20 protein-coding genes and 1 tRNA gene are annotated in these 17945 nt (G+C 60.0%); 10 read left to right on the forward strand and 11 right to left on the reverse strand.

Annotation, left to right across the window (positions count from 1 at the left end; translation table 11 throughout):
- The first annotated feature begins 26 nt into the window (after nt 1-26).
- From ACS4RR_RS05900 to ACS4RR_RS05915, 4 genes are all read left to right on the forward strand, one after another.
- Nucleotides 27-971: a Bug family tripartite tricarboxylate transporter substrate binding protein gene (locus tag ACS4RR_RS05900; protein ID WP_003552759.1), complete on the forward strand. Its 945-nt coding sequence runs from the start codon at nt 27-29 to the stop codon at nt 969-971.
- On the forward strand, nt 968-1459 hold the full coding sequence (locus ACS4RR_RS05905; protein ID WP_017967878.1) for a tripartite tricarboxylate transporter TctB family protein: 492 nt from the start codon (nt 968-970) through the stop codon (nt 1457-1459). Before ACS4RR_RS05900 ends, ACS4RR_RS05905 begins: the two co-directional genes overlap by 4 nt.
- An 88-nt stretch (nt 1460-1547) precedes the next feature.
- Nucleotides 1548-3065 carry a tripartite tricarboxylate transporter permease gene (locus tag ACS4RR_RS05910; protein ID WP_003552756.1) on the forward strand — a complete coding sequence of 506 codons (1518 nt, stop codon included), beginning with the start codon at nt 1548-1550 and terminating at the stop codon, nt 3063-3065.
- 223 nt (nt 3066-3288) lie between these two features.
- Nucleotides 3289-3459, forward strand: coding sequence for a hypothetical protein (locus tag ACS4RR_RS05915; protein WP_017967876.1), 171 nt, complete (start codon nt 3289-3291; stop codon nt 3457-3459).
- Between the two features lie 104 nt (nt 3460-3563).
- Here the strand turns inward: ACS4RR_RS05915 and ACS4RR_RS05920 are convergent, their stop codons facing one another.
- Nucleotides 3564-4655: a DUF475 domain-containing protein gene (locus tag ACS4RR_RS05920; protein ID WP_260109430.1), complete on the reverse strand. Its 1092-nt coding sequence runs from the start codon at nt 4653-4655 to the stop codon at nt 3564-3566.
- A gap of 354 nt (nt 4656-5009) precedes the next feature.
- Here ACS4RR_RS05920 and ACS4RR_RS05925 point away from each other — a divergent pair, with 354 nt between their 5' ends.
- The 3 genes from ACS4RR_RS05925 to ACS4RR_RS05935 all read left to right on the forward strand — a co-directional run bounded on the left by ACS4RR_RS05925 (nt 5010) and on the right by ACS4RR_RS05935 (nt 6545).
- Nucleotides 5010-5255 carry a hypothetical protein gene (locus ACS4RR_RS05925; RefSeq protein WP_162116967.1) on the forward strand — a complete coding sequence of 82 codons (246 nt, stop codon included), beginning with the start codon at nt 5010-5012 and terminating at the stop codon, nt 5253-5255.
- A gap of 61 nt (nt 5256-5316) precedes the next feature.
- The gene (locus tag ACS4RR_RS05930; protein ID WP_168724777.1) at nt 5317-5493 is read left to right on the forward strand and encodes a hypothetical protein; all 177 of its coding nucleotides are present in this window, start codon (nt 5317-5319) and stop codon (nt 5491-5493) included.
- Between the two features lie 326 nt (nt 5494-5819).
- A complete protein-coding gene (locus ACS4RR_RS05935) occupies nt 5820-6545 on the forward strand; it encodes a hypothetical protein (RefSeq protein WP_170259823.1) in 726 nt (241 codons plus the stop codon).
- A 6-nt stretch (nt 6546-6551) separates the two neighbouring features.
- Here ACS4RR_RS05935 and ACS4RR_RS05940 read toward each other — a convergent pair whose 3' ends face one another.
- The 8 genes from ACS4RR_RS05940 to cpdR1 form a co-directional block, all read right to left on the reverse strand.
- Complete coding sequence (locus tag ACS4RR_RS05940; RefSeq protein WP_170259822.1) at nt 6552-7064, reverse strand: hypothetical protein; 513 nt, start codon at nt 7062-7064, stop codon at nt 6552-6554.
- A gap of 425 nt (nt 7065-7489) precedes the next feature.
- The gene (locus ACS4RR_RS05945; RefSeq protein WP_260109429.1) at nt 7490-8530 is read right to left on the reverse strand and encodes a porin; all 1041 of its coding nucleotides are present in this window, start codon (nt 8528-8530) and stop codon (nt 7490-7492) included.
- A 556-nt stretch (nt 8531-9086) separates the two neighbouring features.
- Nucleotides 9087-9284, reverse strand: coding sequence for a hypothetical protein (locus tag ACS4RR_RS05950; protein ID WP_003552742.1), 198 nt, complete (start codon nt 9282-9284; stop codon nt 9087-9089).
- Between the two features lie 39 nt (nt 9285-9323).
- Nucleotides 9324-9905, reverse strand: coding sequence for a hypothetical protein (locus tag ACS4RR_RS05955; protein WP_456189812.1), 582 nt, complete (start codon nt 9903-9905; stop codon nt 9324-9326).
- Nucleotides 9906-10007: 102 nt separating this feature from the next.
- Nucleotides 10008-10199 carry a hypothetical protein gene (locus ACS4RR_RS05960; RefSeq protein ID WP_170277093.1) on the reverse strand — a complete coding sequence of 64 codons (192 nt, stop codon included), beginning with the start codon at nt 10197-10199 and terminating at the stop codon, nt 10008-10010.
- 663 nt (nt 10200-10862) lie between these two features.
- Entirely contained in the window at nt 10863-11351 is a 489-nt protein-coding gene (locus ACS4RR_RS05965) for a hypothetical protein (protein WP_456190128.1), read from the reverse strand.
- 924 nt (nt 11352-12275) lie between these two features.
- Nucleotides 12276-12350: transfer RNA gene (locus tag ACS4RR_RS05970), tRNA-Val, on the reverse strand.
- An 84-nt stretch (nt 12351-12434) separates the two neighbouring features.
- Nucleotides 12435-12797 carry a response regulator CpdR1 gene (cpdR1, locus tag ACS4RR_RS05975; RefSeq protein ID WP_003542883.1) on the reverse strand — a complete coding sequence of 121 codons (363 nt, stop codon included), beginning with the start codon at nt 12795-12797 and terminating at the stop codon, nt 12435-12437.
- 187 nt (nt 12798-12984) lie between these two features.
- On the opposite strand from cpdR1, the gene ACS4RR_RS05980 reads away from it, so the two are divergent.
- Both ACS4RR_RS05980 and hisN read left to right on the forward strand, forming a co-directional pair.
- Nucleotides 12985-13866 (forward strand): N-formylglutamate amidohydrolase, encoded by an 882-nt coding sequence (locus tag ACS4RR_RS05980; protein ID WP_260109426.1) that lies wholly within the window; start codon nt 12985-12987, stop codon nt 13864-13866.
- Nucleotides 13867-14138: 272 nt separating this feature from the next.
- Complete coding sequence (gene hisN, locus ACS4RR_RS05985; RefSeq protein ID WP_003552738.1) at nt 14139-14912, forward strand: histidinol-phosphatase; 774 nt, start codon at nt 14139-14141, stop codon at nt 14910-14912.
- A gap of 48 nt (nt 14913-14960) precedes the next feature.
- On the opposite strand, the gene ACS4RR_RS05990 is transcribed toward hisN, so the two are convergent.
- The gene (locus ACS4RR_RS05990) at nt 14961-15935 is read right to left on the reverse strand and encodes an alpha/beta fold hydrolase (RefSeq protein ID WP_170277097.1); all 975 of its coding nucleotides are present in this window, start codon (nt 15933-15935) and stop codon (nt 14961-14963) included.
- 407 nt (nt 15936-16342) lie between these two features.
- Here ACS4RR_RS05990 and ACS4RR_RS05995 point away from each other — a divergent pair, with 407 nt between their 5' ends.
- Nucleotides 16343-16813 carry an Hsp20 family protein gene (locus tag ACS4RR_RS05995; RefSeq protein WP_017967865.1) on the forward strand — a complete coding sequence of 157 codons (471 nt, stop codon included), beginning with the start codon at nt 16343-16345 and terminating at the stop codon, nt 16811-16813.
- Nucleotides 16814-16888: 75 nt separating this feature from the next.
- On the opposite strand, the gene ACS4RR_RS06000 is transcribed toward ACS4RR_RS05995, so the two are convergent.
- Nucleotides 16889-17938: a bile acid:sodium symporter family protein gene (locus ACS4RR_RS06000; RefSeq protein ID WP_032985735.1), complete on the reverse strand. Its 1050-nt coding sequence runs from the start codon at nt 17936-17938 to the stop codon at nt 16889-16891.
- Between the last annotated feature and the right edge of the window lie 7 nt (nt 17939-17945).

Raw genomic sequence — 17945 nt, forward strand, 5'->3', positions numbered from 1 at the left:
GCTCAGCCGCCGACGGAGGACACATCGTGAAGCATACGTTCATCGCAACCCTTTTTGCAGCGACCATCGCGCTGCCGGCCTATGCGGCCGACTACACCATCATCGCGCCGGCCGCGCCAGGCGGCGGCTGGGACCAGACGGCCCGTTCGCTGCAGACCGCGCTGCAGCAGGAGAAGATCTCCGGCAACGTGCAGGTCCAGAACGTCCCCGGCGCCGGCGGCACCATCGGCCTTGCGCAGTTCAGCAGCCAGGCTGCCGGCAACCCGAACTCGCTGATCGTCGGCGGCTATGTCATGGTCGGCGCGATCCTCACCAACAAGTCGCCGGTGACGCTCAAGGATGTCACGCCGATCGCCCGTCTGACCGGCGAATATGAGGCCGTCGTCGTTCCTGCTGCATCCGAGATCAAGACCATGGCTGATCTCGTTGCGGCGCTGAAGAAGGATCCGGGTTCGGTTTCCTGGGGTGGCGGTTCGGCCGGCGGCACCGACCATATCACCGTCGGCCTGATCGCCAAGGCTTCCGGCGTCGATCCGACCAAGATCAACTATGTCGCCTTCTCCGGCGGCGGTGAAGCGCTCGCCGCCATTCTCGGCGGCCAGGTCACGGCCGGCGTCTCGAGCTATAGCGAGTTCGAATCGCAGGTGAAGTCAGGCACGCTTCGTCTTCTCGCAGTCTCCAGCGATAAGCGCATCGACGGCGTCGATGCCCCAACACTGAAGGAAGCCGGCACCGACGTCACCATCCAGAACTGGCGAATGGTCGCCGCTGCCGCAGGCCTCACGGCAGAGCAGGTCGCAGCCATCACCGCCGATTTCGAGAAGCTGCATACCTCCGCCACCTGGCAGGAAACCCTGAAGACCAAGGGCTGGGCCGACACCTATCTGTCCGGCGATGCCTTCAAGGCGCAGCTCGAGAAGGATGTCTCGGCCACTGAAAGCATACTCAAAGACATCGGACTTGTTCAATGAGCGAGGATAACACCTCCTCGGCAACAATACGCCGCCCTGATTGGGCGGCGTTCATCATTGCCGTTTTCCTCTTCGTCGTCGCCGGCGTGATGGCCTGGGATGCCTTGCATCTGAAAACGATCGCGCAGTACGACCGCATCGGTCCTGCGACAGTGCCTCAAGTGGTGGCGTTCGGCCTCTTCTGTCTCGGGATCTGGACCGCCTTCGAAGCCTGGCGCGGCGATTTTCCCGAACGTGACCGGCAGGAAGTCGCACCCGTCATCTGGATCGTCGCCGGTCTTGCCGGCCAGATGCTGCTTTTGCGCGTCGCCGGTTTCTCGATCGCGACCGGCATTCTCTTCGCGCTGACGGCACGCGGCTTCGGCAAGCGTAAGCTCTGGATCTCGCTGCCGCTTGGCATCGTCATCAGCTTCGTCGTCTGGGCGATCTTCTCGCAGCTGCTGCAACTGACGCTGCCGGCCGGCCCGCTCGAACATCTGTTCTTCTGACCGCGCCGACGCGCTGTCAGCTGTTTTGATTTTGCGCGGCGCCTGACCCCGAAATCGGATGGTCGGGAACGCCGCTTGGGACACCAAGATGAACACATTCGAATTCCTATGGCAGGGTATCCTGGTTGCGATGCAGCCGATGAACCTGGTTTATGCGCTGGTCGGCGTGACGCTCGGCACCGCCGTCGGCGTGCTTCCCGGCATCGGCCCGGCACTTACCGTGGCGCTGCTGCTGCCCGTCACCTACAAGCTCGATCCCGGCGGCTCGCTGATCATGTTCGCTGGCATCTATTACGGCGGCATGTATGGCGGCTCGACGACCTCGATCCTGCTCAATACGCCGGGCGAAAGCGCCTCGATCGTCACCGCGCTCGAGGGTAACAAGATGGCGCGCGCCGGGCGCGGCGGACCGGCGCTGGCGACAGCGGCAATCGGCTCCTTCGTCGCCGGGCTGATCGCCACGCTCGGGCTCGCCTTCATCGCGCCTTACATCGTCAAGCTGGCGCTGGTCTTCGGGCCGCGCGAATATTTCGCGCTGATGGTGCTTGCCTTCGTCACCGTCTCCTCGGCGTTCGGCGACTCCGCCTTGCGGGGCCTGACCTCGCTGTTCATCGGTTTCGCGCTCGCCATGGTCGGCATCGACCAGCAGACAGGGCAGGCCAGGCTTTCCTTCGGCATCCCCGACCTGCTCGATGGTGTCGAGGTGACGACGCTTGCTGTGGCGATGTTTGCGATCGGCGAGACGCTTTATATCGCCGCGCAGGGCGACCGGATCGCGGAGAAGGTCGAGGCGGTCAAGGGTTCGCTCTGGATGACCGCTGAGGACTGGGCGCGTTCGTGGAAGCCCTGGCTACGCGGCACGCTGATCGGTTTCCCGATCGGCGCGATGCCGGCGGGCGGCGCCGAAATCGGCACTTTCCTCTCCTATGCGACCGAAAAGCGGCTGGCGAAAAACCCGGAAGAGTTCGGCCATGGCGCGATCGAAGGTGTGGCCGGCCCCGAGGCCGCAAACAACGCATCGGCCGCCGGCACGTTAGTGCCGCTTCTGACGCTCGGCCTGCCGACGACGGCAACGGCGGCGATCATGCTTGCCGGCTTTCAGCAATACGGCTTGCAGCCGGGACCGCTGCTGTTTGCCACCAATCCGCAGCTCGTCTGGGGGCTGATCGCCAGCCTGCTCATCGCCAATGCGATGCTCTTGGTGTTGAACCTGCCGATGATCGGGCTCTGGGTAAAGCTGCTGACCATTCCGAAGCCATGGCTCTATGCGGGCATCCTGCTGTTTGCGACGCTCGGGACGATCGGCGCCAATCCGTCGGTGTTCGAGCTCGGCATGCTGCTCGCCTTCGGTCTGCTCGGTTATGTGATGCGGCTCTTCGGCTATCCAATCGCGCCAGCCGTCGTCGGCCTGATCCTCGGCCCGCTTGCCGAGCAGCAGCTGCGCCGGGCGCTGGCGATCAGTCAGGGCGACGTCACGACGCTGGTGATGTCGCCGATCGCGGCGGGCCTGCTCATTGTTGCAGCCGCCGCCTTCCTCATCCCGTTGATCCTGCGGCTGCGCGGCAGGGGACAGGTGCTCTCGCAACTGGCGGCAAACGAAGACTAGCGCATCGGCCCGAAAATCGGAATCGATTTTCGGAAAGCGCGAGGCGCAGATTTCAAAGTGTTAGAGCAAGAAAAAGACCACCCACCCCCGCCTTGAGGCCGGCCATGGAGACATGCGCCGGCCTCCTGTTTTTGCATGGCTGCGGTGATTTTCCGAGCATTGTTGATGTGTATGCGCGATGCCATCTGCGAGTAGGCAATCAACGAGCAAGAGGAAAAGGACAATGTCCGCACTCCGCAATTCAGTCCGTACTGGCTTCTTTGGCCGTGCATTCGCCGTCCTTGGCGCTGCAAACGCCGTCAGCGCTGCTGTCGAAGCAGGTCGCCGCCCGCGCCCCAACGACCTCACGAAACTCGGCATCGACCCGACCTCCTTCGAGCACGTCACCCGCTAAGACCTTGAAGTCATGCATGAATGAATTAGCCCGCAACCGGATGGTCGCGGGCTTCATTTTTATCCCACCGGGTGCAACAGCGCGACGCCCTGTGACACCCGACGTCAGGCTTGAAGCTCTTTCCGCTGGGTGTCGTGATCCTCCACCTTTTCGCGCCTGTTGTGGCGGATGGACGACCAAAGGGACAGGCCGATCAAGGCCGCGCCGCCGAGCCCGGTGATAACCTCGGGGATGTGTACCAGGGTCTGCGCATACATGATCACCGAGAGGATCAGGATGGCGTAGAAGGCGCCATGTTCGAGATAGCGATATTCGGCAAGCGTTCCCTTCTCCACCAGCATGATCGTCATCGAGCGCACATACATGGCGCCGATGCCGAGGCCGATTGCGATGACGAAGAGGTTCTGCGTCAGCGCAAAGGCGCCGATGACGCCGTCGAAGGAGAAGCTGGCATCCAGCACCTCCAGATAGATGAAGGCGCCGAGGCCGCCCTTGGCGGCAGCACTCATCGTCTGCTGCGAGGCATCGAGCAGCCCGCCGACCACCTCGACCGCGAGGAAGGTGAGCAGGCCATAGATGGCGCAATGGACGAAGACAGTGGCTTCCTCGCCACCGATCAGCCAGGAAAAAACCAGCATCAGCGCCAGCACGAAGGCGATCTCGATGCCCTTGATGGTGGCCGAACGCGCCATCATCTTTTCAAGACCGCCGATCCAGTGCACCTGCTTCTCGTGATTGAAGAAGTAGTTGAGGCCGACCATCATCAGGAAGGTGCCGCCGAAGGCTGCGATCGGCAGATGTGCGTCGTTCATGATGCGGGCATATTCGGCCGGCTCGCGTGCGGCAAGCACCAGAGCATCCCAGGGACCGATCTGGGCCGCGATCGCGACGATTGCCAGCGGGAAGACGATGCGCATGCCGAAGACGGCTATGATGATGCCCCAGGTGAGGAAGCGCTTCTGCCAGACCGGCGTCATCTCCTTCAGCTTGTTGGCGTTGACGATGGCATTGTCGAAGGAGAGCGATATCTCCAGCACTGCAAGCACTGTGCAGATGAAGAAGACGGTCGCCATGCCGCCGATCGTGCCGGTCGTCTGCCAGCCGAGCATGGCGCCGAGAACGAGGCCGAGGGCAGTAACGATGAAAGCCCAGCGGAAATAGCTGAGCGAAGATTTATGGGTCACGGACTGGTTCATGGCCGCACCTCGCGGCCGCAAATTGCATCGAAGCGGGCTGAAATATTGGAAAAACGCGACATGCCACAACGGGCATGCGGGTCAGGCATGGTGAGTCTGTTCATTGATGAAAAATCCGCCGGCTAAGCTGCAGGCGGTACCGACATCACGAGAGCGCCGTAAAAACTCTCGCCAGAGGGGCCCGGCACCAAAGTTCCCCCGTCAGCCGATGTCTGGAAGGCTGCGGGATAGGCTCTAGGTAATGAGCTTCCCCGGCCAGTCAAGGCTGGTCGCCACACCGGGATTGGGTAATTTTTTTTGGAACCATCCTGATGCCCACCCGTTAGGCACTGTTGAGCTTAAAAAAGGAGGCCGATGATGCACACTTCGACCCATATTCCAGATAAACGCACGGAGGCGTCCGACCGCATGAAGCGGGCGAAGCCAAACCGCATGCAGAAGGCGCAGGTGCTGCCGCCGCATCAGGTCGATCTGACGCTGACGCCCGGCGTCTATCACGACATTCACGTGCCGGCCCATGTTAGCGGTGCCGATCTTTCCAAGGGTGGACCCGACATTAAGGCCCCCGGCGTGAAAGCCAATGCAGAGACCAAGAAATAACGGCTATTCCGGATGCCTCTTTGGCGCGCTGACGCTAGATTTAAAACAGGATGAGAAACATATGACGATCAACTTTGTGCCCCGCGAGATCTTCATCCGGCACGAAAATGAATGGCAGGCTGTCCGCGAGGCGGCGGACGAGCGCGTCAATATCGGCAAACGCCAGAAGCCGTTCTCGTGCATTGCCGGCACGGCATCGGTTGGGAAAAACGATCCTTCGGCCGCACGCTCCGAATAACCAACCAGTCACGCTGGCGTTAGCGACGTTAGCGCCCGGCATGATGCCGGGCAGTCGCGTGCCTCACGCTCGAAGCCGATCAGCTCGCCGAAGACGTTCCATGGATTTTCCCCAGAGGAATTTTTCGCTGGCCAAAATCTGGGCGTGGAATTTGTCCAGCTTTTCCCCTCATGGGTTTAAGCAGGCGCACCGGCCCCACCGATGCACCTCGGCGCTTCCATGTTATTGGAGGGGAAGATCGGCCAACCATGCATCATCCTGTCGCCGCGCCAACCTTTCGGAAAGGATTGGGCAGCGATAATCCCGGCCTCACGGGAATCGGACAGATGGCCAAGACAGCGACACGCGGCCGCCGCAAGGCGCCAGCCAGAGGAAAGAGCAAAGCGCGCAGCAGCGGTGGCGGATTGCTGCCCTGGGCGGTGATCGGCATTGCCGCGTTCGGCGGCATCGTCGCCCACGACCATTGGAAGAGCATCCAGCCGATGCTTGCAAGGCAATCGCCGTCGATCACGCCGGAAACGGCGGAGCCGAGGCCCGTCGTCAGGAAGGACGTGCCGCCGAAGCAGGTGGCGCTTGCCGCCCCCATGCCCAAAACCGCAGCGTCGGTGCCTCAGTCGCAGCCGCTGCCGCCAGCCGCGATCCCGACGCCGATGATCCAACCGATAAAGACAGTGCCGTCCCCGGCCTTGCCTGCCGTTTCGGAAACCGGGGCGGTCGCCTTCGGCTATTGCGGGCAGGGCGCGCATATCAATTGCGTCGGCGACGGTGGTGTCTTCTGGTACAAGGGCGAGAAGATCGTGATTGCCGACATGGCAAGCCCCGTAGTCGATCAGGCGCGCTGTGACGGCGAGCGCCGGGTGGCCTTCGCCGCCAAGTCGCGGCTGCTGGCGCTTCTGAACGCCGGGCCCTTCACCATGAATGCCGCGGGCAAGAGCGAGCCCTCTGGCGCGCCGCGCGTCGTCTCGCGCGACGGGCGCTCTTTCGGCGCGCAGCTGATCAATGAGGGACTGGCACGCAAGCCAGGGGCTGTCGGCAGCGCCTGGTGCGCCTGAGAGCGGCTACTTACCCTTCTTCACCAGCTTGCCGCCGGTGCGGAAGCTGCCAGTGAAGGAAGAATCCTTGCTTTCGGCGGTGCATTCGATCGCGATCGGCTGGCCGGCATAGGGATTGCCGAAGGTGCAGAAGCCGGCGACCTTGACCTCTCCGGTCATCTTGTTGCCGACACCGGTGGTGACGAGGCTGAGCGGCAGGCGGGCATTGCCGTTGGAGGCGGGCTTGATGCCGCTGCCGTCGCCCTGGAAGCCGAGCGCCTTGCCGTCTGAAGTGAAGATGAAGGTCACCAAGCCATTGGCCAGCGTGACGCTGGCAAGCTCGTTCTTGCAGCCCTTGGTGGCGTCGAATTTGGCGACGACCAGCTTGGCGCATTTGCCGGAAAGCGTAATGACGCCGGGAGCACCGGGAAAGGTCTCGGCAGGTGCGGCCGGCGCGGCAGAGGCCGGCAAGGCGAGGGCAATGGAAAAAATTGCGGCAGCGGCAAGCACGGATAACTTCATTTCGATCTCAAACCCCATGTCGTGGCGAGGCGAATCACAACCTCACCCTCGGTCCGCCATGGCATGGTTCTGTGTCCGAATTTGGCTCCGCTATTCCTGAAGCACAAAAATTTCACCGGCCACCAGGCTGGCTCGGCGATCGGCGGCAGATGAGTGAAAAGTTGGTTGAGCTTGCCGGTTGCAAGATCCGGCAATGGCATAGGCTGCAGGACATCGGCAACGAACCGATGTGACACGACAGTGGCAAGGAACTGATCGAGCGTGCCGTCGTGGACGCACTTCTGGTCAAGGGGAATGGGCCCAGGCAGGGAAGTCCAGGCCCATTCGTTCCCGATCGGAGGTCAGTCAGATCAGGAATTTGTAGCTGCCGGATAATTAGAACAGGATTCAGATTTTAGGCCGACCCGGCCTAAAATCATCCTATTCCAGCCGGCAGCCCTTTATCAGAACGCGCGCTGCAGGCGGAAGAAGCCCGAGGTGACGTCGTCAGCATCTTCCGGATCGAGGTACTGAATCGAAATCTTCGTGGAGAGGTTCTCGACGATCTGGTAGTCGATCGTCACGCCGGCCTTCCAGGCATCGCCGTCGTTGAACTCGCCGGCAGTGACGCCGTAGTCGCCGTAGTACTGAACACCAGGGGTAATCTTCAGCTTGTCAGTCGCCTTGATGGCGTATTCAGCAGCGACCGCCCATTCAGCCTTGTTGTAGTAGGCGTTCGGGTTGGTCGCGTAGACAACTGCGAGGCCGAGCGTGCCCGGACCAACAGCAACCGTACCCATTGCGCGGACGGCACCTTCTTCGTTGTCGGTGTCGTAACCGGCAGTGATCTGGTAGCTGAAGGCACCAGCCTTGCCGCCGAGACCAACTGCAACGCCGAAGTTGTTAGCGGTTTCGCCATGATAGAACGGGCTGTCTTCCAGTTCGTCGACGCTGATGCCAGCATAGAAGTCGCTGGTTTCGTACTGATAACGGATCGAGTTATGCAGCGTTACCGGCGAACCGATATCGTCCGTTTCGCCGGAGAGGCCATCGTCCCACCAGCTGTAGAACAGACCGGCGCGGAAACCGGCGATGTCGAGGTATGCGGAGTCCAGCTGGGCCTTCTGGGCCGTAGCGTTGTCAGCATTGAACTGCATGACGATAACGCCGGTCAGCGGACCATATTCGGTGTCGCTCTTGGCCGTGAACTGGACCTGGCCACGCGTGCGGGCATCCCAGTCCGAGTCGTTGGGGACAGAACCACCGCCGGCAGCGCCGATCGAGCTGGCGTGCGGAGCAACGTCAACCTGGAAACGGATGTAACCGTTGATCTTGAGGCAGGTTTCGGTGCCCGGGATATAGAAGTAGCCGGTGCCGTAAGCGTCGCAGACGCGAACATATTCAACCGGTTCCGGCTCGGCAGCAACGATAGCGTCAGCAGCCTGAGCGCCGGATACTGCTGCAAGCGCAGCAGCGGAGCCGAGAAGAAGGCTCTTGATGTTCATGGAATAACCTCCAGTTCAGATGCAGAAGGATGAAGACCGTTGCCATCGGCAGTCCCTACATGTCTTCACCCCGTGTGACCGAAGCGGCACCTTTTTGGCTCGGTGCCTGCCTCGCCGCGGAAGTTACATAGGGGATGTTGCACTGCAACGACATTGTCGATCGTGACAGCAGGCTGGCACAGCTATGTTGCTGAAATCACACGCATTTTGTCATAAACTCGTCATCTATCCGTCACAAAACCGCGCCTCAGGATGCGTGAGCAACGAGGGGCTGAACTTCGGTGGCGGTATACAATTGATGATCGCGTGAGCATGTCCTCATGTGCGAACGCGCCGTCACTGCAATTGCACGAATCGGCAAAGAGCCGACAACCGCCATGGTTTGCCAGGACATGTGGATTTCGTGCCACGGGTTCTCACTGGCCGTGATCGACGAATGTCGCCTCGGCGAGAAGCGAAGAAGATCTGGCACGCACTTTTGCTGGAATTGCTCTATTCGCCTTTTTCACCAGCTTGCCGGCGGCCGCTCAGGCGTCGAACGGGGAGAGCAATCGTCTCACTCGGGATTTTTGAAATCGTCCCAGAGGATTGCTGCCCCGGCCGCGAAAATGGTGATCGGTATCAGCCAAAGCTTGATGCTAATGGGTTCGACGACATGAAACAGCATATAACCGAAACCGAAGAAGCCAGCCCCAACCAGGGTGAGGCCGAGGATTATGGATATTGCTTTACGTGTCCGCGTCCGTTGCGTCATGCCTTTCCAGATGACAGAAGACCGAAATGTTCTTCCTTTTCAGGGTTTCGGCGGCGGTGGAAGCGGGCTCCCTGCCCCCAACAAAGACACCAGGGCCAACAGACCGTAGATTACAGTCGCCATGCCAAGGATCAGCAGCGCTAGACCGATCACATTGAACCACATGGGAAACTGCCGCGTCGGCAGCATCATAAATGGTTTGGCGATACTGTTCTTGCTTCGAACATTGATTATCTCTGGCAAGGGCCCAGTTGACAAAAGGGCCACGGAGAAAAACTCCTTGCCCGCAAGCGTCGGCACGTTCAGCGAAAACCTTCCATTGGGAAGATGAGCCTCCGAATATTCACGCGGGTTCCAAATTTCAAAATGCTGCGGCTCCCAATTGAATACAATTTCGATCTCCTCGACTGCGGCGCGGCCGGTGTTGATCACCCAGATCTCCAGTGTATTAATCAAAAGCTGCGTCCCATTCGGACCTGCATTCGGAAGCAGGAACGAATGTTGATGCCTGTTAGCCCACCTCAAACGTCCTTTCGCCAGCGCGAACTGCGTCAACACAATGGTCACGATTGTTATTATCGCTGTCTGTGCAAACGGTGAGCTGAGAATTTTCAACAGCACTGTGACGGCTCTTTCTCGACAGGGTCATGGGCCGATCCCGCCGAGACTTTTTTGTTTCGGCGGGGCGGTGTTTAAGCAAGGGGATTTGGTAAATCACCCGGCCTAGTGAAGATCGCGCTTTTCCCGAGCGATCCGCTCGCTACCAGGATGGCGCTTACCCTTCAGCACTTCGTTGACGCGTCCCTGATTGACGCCGAAGCGGAAGGCGATCTCATGCTGATACTCGCCGTTCCAGCTGTGCAGCCATACCTGTACGGCGTCGTCGAGGGTGAGACTGTGGTGTGTATGCTTCATTTTCGGGTTTCCTACTGGTTAAGAAACCTCGATCAGCTTGACAGGTCATCCTCCCCAAGTATCCTTGGGATTGTTAAGGGGTGAGCCGCTTTGCCGATCGAGGCATTCGGTTTATTCGACACGAGGCCGGGGTTGCACCCCCGGCCTTTTTCGCGCCCTGCTCGCCCGATTGGCGATCAGTGACGAAAGTAAAGTTTGAAACCGCTGATTCCGTCAAGGGGTTGAAAATTAACTCCTGTGGAACGGGTGCATGCGATAAGCATCTGCACCAAATGGGTTTTTCCCCATCCACAATTAAAAGCTGTTTAAAAACATGGCCTTCTCCCTGAAACACTAAGGCCATGAAAAGACTTGCGAAAACCGGCCGTTGACCTGCTGCTTTCCATATAATCCACAGTTTGCACTTGTCGGCGGCCGCGTTTAGTGGGCGCGACTTAGAATCGCGACGGCGCGTTTCGGCAAAAGTCCATCACAAGATTTGTCGGAAGTGATTCTCTGGGTGAAGGCTGTTGATAGTCAATAGATCCCCATCGACGACGGCAACGAGGCAAGCTTCGCCCGTTCCCGCCGGATAGTTCCGGCGGCATCTGCTGGCGCAAAGGGGGCGGGGGGCGCGATAGTCGCGACTGCCTTTTGCGGGTGGTTCGGAAGATCTGCGCTGACCTAGGAAAAGCGCAAGGCTGCCCATTCCAGGAAACGACCGGCGTCGCCACCCCAAACGATCAAGAATAATGTGAAAAGGAAAACGGCGCCTGTAAGCAGCAGCAAAATCATCGCCGGATAGCTATAGGCCATGAACACTTTTGCCGATTTTTCAAATCGGTCGAAGCGATTCATTATGTACTCTTTTGGGTATTGGAGCTGATAGCGGTAAAAATCGACGTCGTCGTGATTGATGGAATACTTCTGCAGCACCGCGTCGTAGCGATGTGAAAGAGTTGAAAATAACTCCTGTGTAACATTGTCACCGGCAAAACGAAGTTCGCGGCGGATCTCCTGAATCTCCAGTGAACCGCGTGACCGCTTGCGTAAGATAGCACCGATGACGCCAAGAGTAGCACCGACAGAGCCGTCGAAAACAGGTTTGTGATCGGCTGCGAAGCCGCCGAGGCTCCCATGAGCGATGGTCCGACAGACAGCAATATCAGGTATGCGGAAGAGAACGACGTGAGCGCGGTCATGCGCTTATCGATATATGCTCGAGGCGCTTTGCCGCTTTGAAGCGCGCCCCAGCCGTCGCTTTGAGCGAACGGTTGAAATCCGTAATCGTGTCACTCATGCTCTGGCCTTCGTTGCGATAGTTGGAGCGTTTTTTGCTGCGCAAAGGGGGCAGGGGAGGTAGGCTTTCAGCCTGAGTTGTTTCTTGCCAGGCCCAAGCCGTATCGTGTGGCGATGGTCTCTATCTACTTAAGCAGCGCCTCGTCGTATACCGGATCAGCCGGCTTCCGCATTGGTTCGGGATCAGGGAATGGCACGTCCGCGGCGTTCCTGGCCGCCGGCTCGCGGTGCGGCTTGCCGGGAAGATCGATAGACGAGTCGTCAAGACAGGAACGGCGGGGCGGGAGCTGGAAACACTTGGTGCCGCCCTCAGTTTCGCTCTCAAGGAAAAGAAGCTGGTTATCGGTACCAGTCTTTCTTCCGCAAAAATCAGCGGCGCGTGAGCGTTGGCTTACACGCTCGGAGGGCCCCGGTTTGTTTACCGGCGTGCTCGGCATCACGGCAACGAACCTTCGATATCGAAACGCGAAAATCGGCGATTGGGGCAGGCTCTTTCGCCCCTCCTGCCACGTCGCCAGACTTATCCTGATCAGCCTCTATTCGGACACCAGGTATGAGGCAATCCTCAAGCATACTTGCATCACGTGGATGATAGAGGGCAGGGTTCCGATCTGGGAAGTTACCGGCTTCTCCGGAGCCTCCTAGAAGATCATCCGCAGCGTCTATGGGCATCACCATCCTGAGCACCTATCCGCTGCAAAGCCGCGGTTTCGTGGGCGTTAATTGGGCGAGGCTATGAAGAACGGAAAAACAGCAATCAGCTACTTTTCTAATCCCCCTGCGGGGCAGGAGATCGGATGGTGGGCGTGACAGGGATTGAACCTGTGACCCCTACGATGTCAACGTAGTGCTCTCCCGCTGAGCTACACGCCCATCCGATGGCGGCGCATAGATCACAAAACCTTCGGAGCCGTCAATAGGCTTTTTTCAGTTTTGTGACGCGCTGCTCGTCACGCCTTATGCGGCAAGCATTTTGTTGACCTCATCGACGAGGTCGCGCAGGTGGAAAGGCTTGGAAAGGACCTTGGCATCCTTCGGCGCCTTCGAATCAGGGTTCAGCGCCACGGCGGCAAAACCGGTGATGAACATTACCTTCAGGTCGGGGTCGAGTTCGGTGGCGCGGCGCGCCAGCTCGATGCCATCCATCTCGGGCATGACGATATCGGTCAGCAGCAGGGAAAACGGCTCCTCGCGCAGCCGGTCATAGGCGCTGGCGCCATTGTCGTAGGAAAGGACCTTGTAGCCGGCCTTTTCGAGCGCTTTCACCAGGAAGCGGCGCATGTCGTTATCGTCTTCGGCGAGAAGTATCTTCTGAGTCATCAATCCAGACCGCGATCCATAAGTTTTTGGTGGGCTACCAGCCGTTTACACTAGTCTTTACCCGGTAAACAACCGGTGAATTGCCTGTGCCTGACCGCCATCCCTTCTACATAGTATGGACTTGCGGCCGGGCAACTGGCAACATGGGCAAAGCAGTCAGTTCATGACATGGTAAAGAGGGCCGAAAGTGCCGGAAATACGCGAATACGAGCTTTTTGAGGTCCATGAGCCCGTGTCGCAGACCATTCCCTTCGTCTACAACTCCCCCCATAGCGGCCGTATTTATCCACCGGAATTTATTGCCCAGTCCAGGCTGGAGGGAATCGCCATCCGCCGTTCCGAGGATCACTATGTCGACGAGCTCTTCGGCTCGGCCGTCGCACTCGGCGCGCCACTCCTGGCGGCCAACTTCCCGCGCGCCTATCTCGACGTCAATCGCGAGCCCTACGAGCTCGATCCGCGGATGTTCGACGGGCTGCTGCCGCCCTATGCCAACGTCAATTCGCTCAGGGTCGCCGGCGGGCTCGGCACCATTCCGCGCATCGTCGCCGAGAACATGGAGATCTATGCGCGGCGCCTGCCGGTGCAGGAGGGGCTCGACCGCGTCGAAGCCGTCTACAAGCCCTATCATGCGGCGCTGCGCCGGTTGATTGCGCGAACGCATGTGCAGTTCGGCTTCGGCGTGCTGATCGACTGCCATTCGATGCCCGGCAATGTGCGGGTCGCCGGCAGCACTTCGCGACCTGATTTCATCATTGGTGATCGCTACGGCACCAGCGCTTCGGCCGAGCTTTCGCGCGCGGCCATCGCCATCCTCGAGGAAATGGGTTTTGCGGCTATCCGCAACAAGCCTTATGCCGGCGGCTTCATCACCGAACATTACGGCAGGCCTTCGCGCGGCCTGCACGCGCTGCAGATTGAGGTGAATCGGGCGATCTATGTCGACGAGCTGACGCTGGAGAAGCACGAGGATTTCGCCGCGGTGGCCAATGCCGTCACGGACTTCATGGAGCAGATGGCGGACTACGTCGAGAAATTCGCCGGCGATCGGGCGCTGGCCGCCGAATGAATCCATTTTCGATTTCGCTGATATCTGGCCTTCGTCCCGGCCAAAAAAAACCGCGCTTGTGAGCGCGGCTAAGTCTAGGGAGGAAACACCCAAGGAGGGTATTTACAGTCAGAAGACTGTATGAAGACGCTACTATTGCATTGCACAAATGTCAAGCAATTTATTGCGCTGCGACATCTTTGGGCAGTTAAACCCAAATTGCCTGATGCGATTGCATTCCCGTTGCTTTTCGCTATGAAAAGCGCCATTCCCGCCAGCCAAACGGATCCATCATGTTTCCTGACCGTTCGTTCTTCAACCGCCTGGCGGAAGCCGCCCGGGCCGAGACGCTGCCGCGCTTCCGCTCCGGCCTCGATGTCACGAACAAGCTTTCCTCCGGTTTCGATCCGGTAACGGAGGGCGACCGGGCGGCCGAACTCGCCATCCGGGCGCTGATCGAGGAGAATTTCCCCGGCCACGGCATTCTCGGCGAGGAACATGGCGATGTCGGGCTCGACCGTGAATATGTCTGGGTGATCGATCCGATCGACGGCACGCGCGCCTTTATATCCGGTGTGCCGGTGTGGGGAACGCTGATCGGCCTGCAGAAGGATGGCAGGGCGATCATGGGCATGATTGAGCAGCCCTTTACCGGCGAGCGTTATTTCGCCGACCAGAACGGCTCGATCTATACCGGGCCGGAGGGCGAACGGCGGCTGGCGACGCGCCAGTGCGACGCGCTGTCGAACGCCATCCTGTTCACCACCTCGCCGCATCTCTTTGCCGGCGAGGAGATGGAGAAATACCGCGAGATTGAGAGCCAGGTACGGCTCTTCCGCTACGGCTGCGACTGCTATGCCTATGCGCTGCTCGCCGCCGGCCATATTGATCTCGTTGTCGAAAACAGCCTGAAGCCTTATGATGTCGGCGGCATCATTCCCGTCATCGAGGGGGCGGGCGGCATCATCACCACCTGGGACGGTGGACGGCCGGAAAACGGCGGCTCGATCATCGCCGCCGGCAGCCAGGCGGTCTACGAAGCGGCGGTCGCCATCCTGCAGCGCTGATCCCCCAGTCAGCAGCGCTGATCCCCCGGTCGGCAAAGCCGATCCGGCTCACGTACCGAGGGCAGCAATGTCCTGGTTTTCTTCGGCATCGCTGCCGGGAATGAAGGCGTGGAAGGCCGCAAGGGCGGCGGCGCGATAGATATCCCGTTCCTGGAATATCTCGTGCCGGGCGCCGTTGATCGGCACCAGCTGGCCGGCGCGGAAATAACGCGAAAGGCGCTCCTGCGCCGTATAGGGCACGACACCGTCACGCGTTGGGGCGATGACGATGGTCGGGATGGTGATCGAGAAGAGATGGTAGGGCGAGGTGACCCGGTCCATCGTGCGAAAGGCCTCGGTCAGCCAGCGGGCTGTCGGTGGCCCCAGTGTCAGCTCCGGATGGGCCTTCATCATCGCCACATTGCGCTCGAAGCGGTGCTCGTCCGAGGTCAGCGGATTGTCGCGGAAATCCGGCTCCTTCAGTTTCGAGGTCAGCGGCAGGAAGCCGAGGCCGACGGCGTTCAGCGTGCCGGCAAGGGTGCGAATGACGCGGGGCGAAGCCGCCTGGCCGGTAAGGCCGATGAAGGGCGCCGACAGCACCATGCGATCGATACGAGTGGTGAGATAGGGGGCGGCCGAGAGCGCGATCAGGCCGCCTGTGGAATGCGCGAGCAAGTAGAAGGGCAGGCGGGTATCCGGCAGCACCACCTTTTCGAGGAAGGTGTCGAGATCGCGCTCGTAATCGACGAAGCGGCGGATGTGGCCGTGGTTGCGGCGTTTGAGGAGCCGCTGCGAGCCGCCCTGGCCGCGCATGTCGAAGGTCGCGACCCAGAGGCCCCTAGCCGTCAGGTCGCGGATCGTCTCAAAATATTTCTCGATATATTCGTTTCGGCCGTGCAGGATGACGACGGTGCCCTTGGCAACCTGTCCGCTAGAGCGGAAGACGGCGTAACGCAGTTGGTGGCCGTCATGGGTTTCGAAGAACCCCTCCGTGCGGTTTTCCGGAGCGGGATTGTCGGGCGTCGAATAGAGAACCTGATCCATGACTTTGCCAATGCGCCACTGCTGACTGCTTCCACCTTCAGGGATAGCGCATGGCACCCGGCTTGGAAAGCGGTGGGGGAAAAGGGCCGGCAGGAGCATGAGGGTGCTCGCGGCCGGCCGAAGTTGAGACTGAAGAAGAAGGGACGATGCACTTCAGCCATCGGGACCAGATTCACCCGACGCCGAAATTTCTAGGCGAATGCGCCTGAACGCGCTCCGAACCGGTCGTTCATGCGGGGTTCACGGGCCGATCAAGGCGATTCCGGAAAGGTCTTGAACTCGTCAAATCCCATCACCATCTCCTTTCTGCGGGTGCCGGAAAGGGCCTGCGCAACCGCCCCGAGGCCGCCAAAGATGGGGTTTCAGGGGCATTTCATCGCAACACGTCGCTTCCACAGGAGGACATCATGCGTCACGTAGACTTCTCTCCCCTTTATCGTTCGACCGTCGGTTTCGACCGGCTCTTCACCATGCTCGACAGTCTTGCCCAGCCGGAGCAGGCGCAGACCTATCCGCCCTATAATATCGAGCGCACCGGTGAAAACACCTATCGCATCACCATGGCCGTTGCCGGTTTCGACGAGACCGAACTTTCGATCGAAGCCCATGCCCATGTCCTGTCCGTGAAGGGTGAAAAGCACGAGGAACCTGCCGAAAGCGGCGAATTCCTCTACCGCGGTATTGCCAAGCGTGCCTTCGAGCGCCGCTTCCAGCTTGCCGACCATGTCGAGGTGACCGCTGCTTCGCTGAAGAACGGCCTGCTGCACATCGACCTTCTGCGCAATATTCCCGAGGCCATGAAGCCCCGCAAGATTACGATTGCTGCAGAACCGGTCGAGGCTCCGAAGGCCATCGAAGCGCAGATCATCAACGGCTAATCAGATCCTTGTAGGATGAAACGGACGGCGCTCCATCGGGGCGCCGTTTTTTATTGCCGCTTGGCGCGACATGCTTCATGCCGGGCTGGCGGCTTCGTCGATTTCCTCGTCCGTTGCGCGGCGGGCCGCGGCGGCGGCGTATTTCTGGGCGATGACGGCGCAGACCATCAACTGGATCTGGTGGAACAGCATCAGCGGAAGCACGATCGCGCCGATCGACTGGCCTGCGAAGATGACGTTCGCCATCGGCACGCCGCTTGCAAGGCTCTTCTTCGAGCCGCAGAAGGTGATGGTGATCTCGTCGGCCTTGTTGAAGCCCAGCCAACGGCTGCCGAACATCGTCAGTACCAGGACAATTGCCAGCAGAACCATGTCGGCGACGATGACGACGGCGATATCGGCGATCGAGAAGGTGTGCCACAGACCTTCGACCACAGCCGTGCTGAAGGCGAGATAGACGACCATCAGGATCGAGCCGCGGTCGACAGGCATCAGGATCTTCTTCTTGGCGCGGATCCAGTCGCCGATCCAGGGCTGCAGAATCTGGCCGACGATGAACGGGGCGAGCAACTGCAGCAGGATCTGCTCTAATGCGTCGAAGGAGAAGCCGCCGTGGCCGCCGACGGAAAACAACAGGCCGACGAGCAGCGGTGTCAGGAACATGCCGAAGATGTTGGATGCCGAGGCCGAGCAGATGGCGGCCGACACGTTGCCGCCCGCCATCGAGGTGAAGGCGATCGACGACTGCACCGTCGAGGGCAGCACGCAGAGGAAGAGGATGCCGAGATAAAGCGGCTGCGGCAGGATCGTGTCGGGGATCAGTCCGAGCGCCATGCCAAGCAGCGGGAAGATGCCGAAGGTCGTCAGCAGAATGACGAGATGCAGGCGCCAGTGCAGCAGGCCTGATATGACGACGTCGCGCGACAGGCGGGCGCCGTGCAGGAAAAACAGCAGCGCGATGGCAAGGTCGGTGGCGATACCGAAATAATGCGCGAATGTGCCGCGCGCCGGCAGCAGCGAGGCGAGGATGACGGTGCAGACAAGCAGGATGGTGAATGTATCGGGCAGAAAGCGGCGCATGGCGATCTCGCGGCGTGATAAAACAATCATTGTTCTGTCGTCCATTATGATC

The organism is Rhizobium zaerense, assembly GCF_051810725.1.
Lineage (GTDB): Bacteria > Pseudomonadota > Alphaproteobacteria > Rhizobiales > Rhizobiaceae > Rhizobium > Rhizobium leguminosarum_I.

What these genes read in the sequence shown, in the direction of transcription:
- ACS4RR_RS05905 (WP_017967878.1), top strand. Translation starts at nt 968, where the DNA reads ATGAGCGAGGATAACACCTCCTCGGCAACAATACGCCGCCCTGATTGG.
- ACS4RR_RS05910 (WP_003552756.1), top strand. Translation starts at nt 1,548, where the DNA reads ATGAACACATTCGAATTCCTATGGCAGGGTATCCTGGTTGCGATGCAG.
- ACS4RR_RS05915 (WP_017967876.1), top strand. Translation starts at nt 3,289, where the DNA reads ATGTCCGCACTCCGCAATTCAGTCCGTACTGGCTTCTTTGGCCGTGCA.
- ACS4RR_RS05920 (WP_260109430.1), bottom strand. Translation starts at nt 4,655, where the DNA reads ATGAACCAGTCCGTGACCCATAAATCTTCGCTCAGCTATTTCCGCTGG.
- ACS4RR_RS05925 (WP_162116967.1), top strand. Translation starts at nt 5,010, where the DNA reads ATGATGCACACTTCGACCCATATTCCAGATAAACGCACGGAGGCGTCC.
- ACS4RR_RS05930 (WP_168724777.1), top strand. Translation starts at nt 5,317, where the DNA reads ATGACGATCAACTTTGTGCCCCGCGAGATCTTCATCCGGCACGAAAAT.
- ACS4RR_RS05935 (WP_170259823.1), top strand. Translation starts at nt 5,820, where the DNA reads ATGGCCAAGACAGCGACACGCGGCCGCCGCAAGGCGCCAGCCAGAGGA.
- ACS4RR_RS05940 (WP_170259822.1), bottom strand. Translation starts at nt 7,064, where the DNA reads ATGGGGTTTGAGATCGAAATGAAGTTATCCGTGCTTGCCGCTGCCGCA.
- ACS4RR_RS05945 (WP_260109429.1), bottom strand. Translation starts at nt 8,530, where the DNA reads ATGAACATCAAGAGCCTTCTTCTCGGCTCCGCTGCTGCGCTTGCAGCA.
- ACS4RR_RS05950 (WP_003552742.1), bottom strand. Translation starts at nt 9,284, where the DNA reads ATGACGCAACGGACGCGGACACGTAAAGCAATATCCATAATCCTCGGC.
- ACS4RR_RS05960 (WP_170277093.1), bottom strand. Translation starts at nt 10,199, where the DNA reads ATGAAGCATACACACCACAGTCTCACCCTCGACGACGCCGTACAGGTA.
- cpdR1 (WP_003542883.1), bottom strand. Translation starts at nt 12,797, where the DNA reads ATGACTCAGAAGATACTTCTCGCCGAAGACGATAACGACATGCGCCGC.
- hisN (WP_003552738.1), top strand. Translation starts at nt 14,139, where the DNA reads ATGTTTCCTGACCGTTCGTTCTTCAACCGCCTGGCGGAAGCCGCCCGG.
- ACS4RR_RS05990 (WP_170277097.1), bottom strand. Translation starts at nt 15,935, where the DNA reads ATGGATCAGGTTCTCTATTCGACGCCCGACAATCCCGCTCCGGAAAAC.
- ACS4RR_RS05995 (WP_017967865.1), top strand. Translation starts at nt 16,343, where the DNA reads ATGCGTCACGTAGACTTCTCTCCCCTTTATCGTTCGACCGTCGGTTTC.
- ACS4RR_RS06000 (WP_032985735.1), bottom strand. Translation starts at nt 17,938, where the DNA reads ATGGACGACAGAACAATGATTGTTTTATCACGCCGCGAGATCGCCATG.